4 protein-coding genes are annotated in these 6,229 nt (G+C 71.1%); 2 read left to right on the top strand and 2 right to left on the bottom strand.

Going from position 1 to position 6,229, the window contains the following annotated elements:
• Positions 1-626 (top strand): universal stress protein (locus BJG92_RS01495; protein ID WP_232082254.1); only part of this gene is annotated, 626 nt, incomplete at its 5' end.
• 40 nt (positions 627-666) lie between these two features.
• Entirely contained in the window at positions 667-1,674 is a 1,008-nt protein-coding gene (locus BJG92_RS01490) for a zinc-dependent alcohol dehydrogenase family protein (RefSeq protein WP_308011605.1), read from the top strand.
• A 57-nt stretch (positions 1,675-1,731) separates the two neighbouring features.
• Here BJG92_RS01490 and BJG92_RS01485 read toward each other — a convergent pair whose 3' ends face one another.
• Complete coding sequence (locus tag BJG92_RS01485) at positions 1,732-4,905, bottom strand: HAD family hydrolase (RefSeq protein WP_232082252.1); 3,174 nt, start codon at positions 4,903-4,905, stop codon at positions 1,732-1,734.
• Between the two features lie 91 nt (positions 4,906-4,996).
• A complete protein-coding gene (locus BJG92_RS01480) occupies positions 4,997-5,962 on the bottom strand; it encodes a polysaccharide deacetylase family protein (protein WP_232082251.1) in 966 nt (321 codons plus the stop codon).
• Positions 5,963-6,229: the final 267 nt, after the last annotated feature.

The following is a 6,229-nucleotide window of genomic DNA, read 5'->3' as shown; positions in this document are numbered from 1 at the left end:
ACGCCGCCCCCGCCCCGGGCACCAGCAGCCCGGCGGGCGCCGCGGTCGACGGGATCATGGAAGCTGGCCTGCCAGCGCGGGTTCTGCGTGAGGCAGCCCGGGACGCCGGCCTCCTGGTCGTGGGCAGCCGCGGCCAGGGCGGTGTGCTGGGCCAGTTGGCCGGGTCCATCTGCCTGGACCTGGCCGGCTCCTCGCCCTGTCCGCTGTTGGTCATCCGGCGCCCGCGCAGTGCCGCCAACCCCGTAGTGGTGGGCATCGACGGCACCTCCCGGAGCCCGGCCGCGCTGGCTGGTGCCGTCAGGCTGGCGGAGGTCCTCGGCACCTCCCTTCAGCTGGTCCACATTGACCGGGAGCGCGGCGGGAACCGGGAGGAGCACGGCCGGCATGCCTCGCTCCATGGCCAGCAACTGCTGGACCACGCACTCGCAGACGCCCGAAAGCTCGCTCCGGAACTGGCAATCTCCGGGACCCTGCGGGACGGCCGGGCCGCGTCCAAGGAACTCCTGGCGGCTGCAGGCGACGCCGAGGTGCTGGTGATCGGCACCCACAACCGCGACGGCGGACCGGGCAACACCGTCTCTGCCGTCCTGCACAAAGCGCGCTGCAACGTGCTGATTACCCGCTGATCGCGCGCCACTAGGACGCAACAAGGAGAGGAGGCGGCCCGTGCGAGCCTGGCGGGTTGGACATCCGGGACCGATGAAAACCCGTCCCCTGGTGTTCGCGGAATGCCCGGATCCACACCCCGGGCCGCACGAGGTGCTGGTGCGGGTCCGGGTGTGCGGGGTATGCCGCACGGATCTGCACCTGGCGGAGGGTGATCTTGCGCCGAAGCGCCCCGGCACGATTCCCGGCCACGAAGTCGTCGGTGAAGTCGTCGGTCGCGGGGCGCACGCCGCGAGGTTCTCGCTCGGCGACCGGGTGGGCGTTGCCTGGCTCGGCGGGACCTGTGCCATCTGCCGCTTCTGCCTGCGCGGCGAGGAAAACCTGTGCTTGTCCCCGGTTTTTACCGGCTGGGACCGGGACGGCGGCTACGCCGAGCTCATCACCGCCGCGGAGGACTTCGTGTACCGGATCCCCGAGGTCTTTTCCGACGACGAGGCCGCGCCCCTGCTGTGTGCGGGCATCATCGGCTACCGGGCCCTGAGCCGGGCGGAACTGCCGATCGGAGGCCGGCTGGGGATCTACGGCTTTGGCGGTTCCGCGCATCTGGCAGCACAGGTGGCCCTTTACCGGGGTGCGCGGGTCTACGTCATGACCAGGTCTGCGGAGGCCCGGCGCCTCGCCCTCGAGCTGGGCGCGACGTTCGCCGGCGGCGCCGACGACGTCCCCCCGGACCCGCTGGATGCCGCCATCCTGTTCGCCCCTGCGGGCGGCCTGGTGCCCGCGGCGCTGCGCGCCCTGGACCGTGGCGGCACGCTCGCCATCGCCGGCATCCACCTCAGCGATATCCCGCCGCTGAACTACGCCGCAGAGCTCTTCCAGGAACGCCAGCTCCGCAGCGTCACGGCGAACACCCGGGCCGACGGCGAGGAGTTCTTCCGCCTCGCCGCCGAGATCCCGATCCGCCCGACGACCGTCCCGTACCCCTTCGGCGCCGCGGACCGGGCCCTGCTTGACCTGTCGGAGGACCGGATCACGGGCGCGGCGGTGCTCCGGCTGGACTCGATGTAGCCGGGCGTGGCGGCCGCCGGACGTCGCGGCCCGGTCTGGTCAGCCGTCCCGGTCTGGTCAGCCGTCCCGGCGCAGGAATTCGTGTTCCTGGCCGGCCCGGAGCAGCACCCGCCGGGTACCCACGCGCACCAGCACCGGGGCGGCGTCGCCGGGCGCCGCCGAGACCCTCAGACGGTCGCGCTCGAGGTGGACGGCGAGCATCTGGTCCCGGTAGCGGACCTGGAAGTCCACGCGACTGAGTTCAGCCGGCAGCCGGGGCGCGAAGTCGAGGGCATCGCGCGTAATCCGCAACCCGGCAAAGCTGCGCTGGACCACGTCGATCGTCCCGGCCATCGCGCCCAGATGGATACCGGAGCGGGTGGTTCCGCCCTGGGTGTCGTCCAAGTCCGCGTCCAGTGCCGCCCGGAAGGTCGCCCACGCCCGCTCGGGATCGCGCTGCGCCAGCACAGAGGCGTGGGCCACCCGGCTGAGCGTCGAGCCGTGCGCAGTCCTGGCCAGATAGAAGTCCACTGTGGCGGCCATCTGGGTGGGGGTGACGGCGTAGCCCAGCCTGGCCAGGAACCGGATCAGCTGGTCCTCGCCCAGGACGTAGAGCAGCATCAGGACGTCGGCCTGTTTGGCCAGCCGGTAGTGGTTGGTGCTGTCGCCTTCCGCCTCCAGGATTAGGTCCAGCCGCTCGATCAGCCCGTAGGTCCGGCGGTAGTGCTTCCAGTCGAGTTCCCGGAGCTTGCTGTAGCCGGCGAACTGGCTGATGACGCCGTCGCCGTGAAACGGCACGAACATTCGGCGGCTGAGGTGTTCCCAGGCCTCGATCTCGGCGGCGGTGATCAGCAGGCGGGTGCGCAGTTCCTCCATGTCGAACCCCCGGACGGAATGCATGACCCAGACTGCCTGGTCGAACACCCAGGCGGCCATGACGTTGGTGTAGGCGTTATCGCTCAGTCCGCCGCCCGGGTCCCCAGGATTTCCGGTGTGGTATTCGTCCGGGCCCATGACGCCCCGCAGGTGGAAACGGTCGTCCGCGGGGTCGAACTCCGCCATGGATGCGAACAGCCGGGCGACCTCGACCACGATCTCCGCACCATGCTCGGTAAGCCAACCCCGGTCCTGGGTGGCCTCGAAATACTGCCACGCGTTGTAGGCCACAGCGAGGCCAACGTGGCGCTGGAGCCGGGAGTAGTCCTGCATCCAGTGCCCGGACCGCTGGTTGAACAGCAGCCTCGGCGTCTGTTCCGAGCCGTCGCTGCCGCTTTGCCAGGGGAACAGCGCCCCTGCCAGGCCCTCGGCCCGCGCCGCGTCCCGGGCCGCGGGGAGCCTCCGCCACCGGTAATCGAGCAGCTCCCGGGCGAGGGACGGCAGCCGCGAGTTCAGCAGCGGAAGGACGAAGAGTTCATCCCAGAAGACGTGTCCCCTGTAGCCCTCTCCGTGCAGGCCGCGTGCCGGCACGCCGGCGTCGAGTTCGGCGGTGTGGGTGGTCAGGGTCTGCAGCAGGTGGAAGACGTGGAGGTTGAGGATGAGCTGCGCCTGCGAGCTGTCGTCGAGCTCGATGACGAAGGGCTTGAGCAAGACCGCCCACGCGGCCCCGTGGTCCGCAAGCAGGGCTGCGAACCCGCCCGCGGCGCGGGCCAGGACGGCCCGGGCCGCCGTCAGCGGCGAGGCGATGGCGTGGTCGCGGGAGGAGGTCACGGCCACGGTCTTCAGGATTGTCAGCGGCTCCCCCGCGGCCACGGACAGCTCGAAGCGGTGGGTGTGCAGCCCGCCCAGCTGTTCAAGGATCCCGGCCCCGGGCGGCCCGTCGGACCCGGAAACCTCCGTCCTCAGCGCGAGGGCGATCCCGATTCCGCTGGTGACGGTCCGGACCTCCACCGTGAGTCCGGCGGTGCCCGGCCCGGCTCCGGAGGCGGCGACCTGGACGGACCCCAGGTGCCGGTTGGCTAGCGCCGCGTCGTCGGGGACGTTGGAGTTGGTGACGGAGGTGTCGCAGCCGCTGCGGATGCTGACCTCCCCGCCCCAGCCGACAGCGGTGATGACCGTTTCCAGTGCGGCGAGGTGTGGCGTGGCCATGGACACGAGGCGGCGCTGCAGCACTCGGAGCTGCCGGCCGGCGTCGTCCTCCAGGAGCGCCTCCCGGGTCAGCACTGCGCGCAACATGTCCAGGGTGCGGCGCTCGCTGCGGAGCGAGAGTCCGCCCTCGGACCACCACGCCCCGTCGCCGATCCTGAGGTCCAGCGGCAGCCAGTCGGGGATGTTGACCATGTGCTCGTCGACCGTTTCCTGCTCCATGACCACGCTGGGCAGGCTGTTGTAGACGCCGGCAAGATAGCTGCCGGGATAGTGCACGGCCCCGGCACGGTGCTCGGGCGCGGCTCCCCGGGTGGCCAGGTAGCCGTTGCCCAGCGTGGTGAGGGCTTCGCGGTGGCCCTCGTGCGCCGGGTCGAAGCCCTCATAAACCAGCAGCCACGGATGCGTGATGACGAGCCCGATGTCCAGCTGGCTGACATCCTCGACGACGACGTCGGCGCCCGCCGCTTCCAGCGGTTCCCGGCGCCCGTCCCGGTCGATGCCGACGACGATTCCGAAGCCGCCGCGCCGGCCGGACTCCACCCCCGTCACGGAATCCTCTATGACCATTGCCCGGGCGGGCGGGATCTGTAGCCGGCGCACCGCTTCGAGGGACAGCGCGGGGGCCGGTTTTCCCGCAACATCGCGGTCCAGGGCCGTCTGTCCGTCAATGATGTGATCGAAGACGTCCCCGAGTCCTGCCGCGGCGAGCAGTGCTTGCGCGTTCCTGGCGGAGGTGGCGAGCACCACGGGGACGCGGCCTGCCTTGAGCCGGCCAAGCAGCTCCGCCGTGCCGGGGAACGCCCGGACCGGGTCGGTGCCGAGAAGCTCTTCGAACAGTTCGTGATGCCGTGCCGCAAGTCCGAAGGCGGTCCATGCCCCGGAACCATCCGCAGGCGAGCCTGCCGGGATGGTTCCCCCGCGGGCGGCCAGGAAGGTGGTTACCGCGTCCTCCCAGGTCCGGCCCGCCACCAGGTCCAGGTAGTCGTCGGTCACGAACGGGTCCCGGCGGGTCCCGGCGGGAAGCCGCGGGTCTTCGAGGACGGCGTCGAAGAGTTGCTTCCAGGCCGCCGCGCGAAGCTCCGCCGTGTCCGTGACCACTCCGTCGAGGTCGAAGATCACGGCATCGACGGGCGCCAGGGCGGCGGCAAGGGTGGGCGACTCCGTCATGCCTTAGTCGTATCAGGCCTGCGCCCGGCGCAACAGTGGCGTTCTACCGCAACGTGCGGCCGGTCCACGGTTCATCGTCGGCTGAGCGGCGTCAGCCCAGCAGCGCGTCGAGCGTCGTGAAGCCGTAGCCGGCCAGACGGATCCGCTCGATCATCCCGGGCAGAGCATCGGCGTCGAGGGTGGTCCCGTCGTCGGGATTGGAGCCGACGTGCATCAGCACGATTTCCCCGGACTGAAGCCGGGACAGGGCACGGTCCGCCACGGTTTGCGCCGTGATTCCTCCGCTGCCGCCCTTCCAGCCCAGGGTGTCCACGGTCCAGCGCACGGGCAGGTAGCCGGCGGCGTTGACCGTGGCGATGGTCCGGGCGTCACGTTCGCCGAAGGGGAAGCGGAACAAGGGCCGCGGATCCCCTCCGCTGGCCTGGATGGCCTGCTGCGCCCGGACCAGTTGGTCTCCGATCGCTGCGTCGGGGAGTCCGGTGAAGCCCGGGTGGGTCATGGAATGGTTGCCCACCCTGTGGCCGCCCGCGACGATCGCCGCGACGCCGGCCGGGTTGCCGGCGGCCCAGTTGCCGGTGAGGAAGAACGTGCCGCGCACGCCGGTGGCGGCCAGGGTCTGCAGGATGCTGGGCAACCCTGCCGAGTTGGCCCCGGCGTCGAACGTCAGCGCCACCACCGCTCCGGCCCCCGGGATCACCTCGAGGTCGCGGCCGGCGAGCGCGGCAGGGAACGCGGCCGGCGGTGCCGGCGGTGCCGGCGGTGCTGGGGGTGCCGGCGGTTCGGGAGCCGGCGGTTCGGGAGCCGGGATGGCGGGCAGCGGTGCAGGCCCGGCCGGAACGGTTTCACTGGGGCCGGGGACCGGAGCGGCCGACGGCGCCGAACCCGGCGCCGGGCTGTCAGACGGGCTGGACGTGGCCGGAAATGACGGCGAAGGCGCCGGGGCGGATGACGGCGGGACCGCCGAAAAGACGACGGCCAGCACTACCGCGGCGGCCAGCAGCAGCACCGCGGCCGCGGCAGCCAGCCATCGGCGCCGGCCGGAAAGGTTCGGCCACATGCTTCACTGTGGCACCACCGGCCCCAGTGCGACTAGGGCTGAAAGGCCCGGCCCAGGCCGACACTCCCAAGCAACGCGGGGTCACTTGGCGCCCATGTTGACCCCTCGGATGGGCGCGATCTGACCCCGCGTTGCTTGGTGGTGGTTGGTGGTGCTTGTGTTGTGGTCCTCCGGTGCCCGCGTAACCTGCGTTGGCAGCCCCAGTCACCGGTTGGCTGAGCAGTAGGATGCAAAGTAGTCCACACAGCGAGTTCTAAGGCAGGATAT

The sequence above is a fragment of the Arthrobacter sp. SO5 genome (assembly GCF_020532805.1).
Taxonomy (GTDB): domain Bacteria; phylum Actinomycetota; class Actinomycetes; order Actinomycetales; family Micrococcaceae; genus Arthrobacter.
Note: the sequence above shows the minus strand (reverse complement) of the source record. Positions and strands in the feature narration are given on the sequence as shown.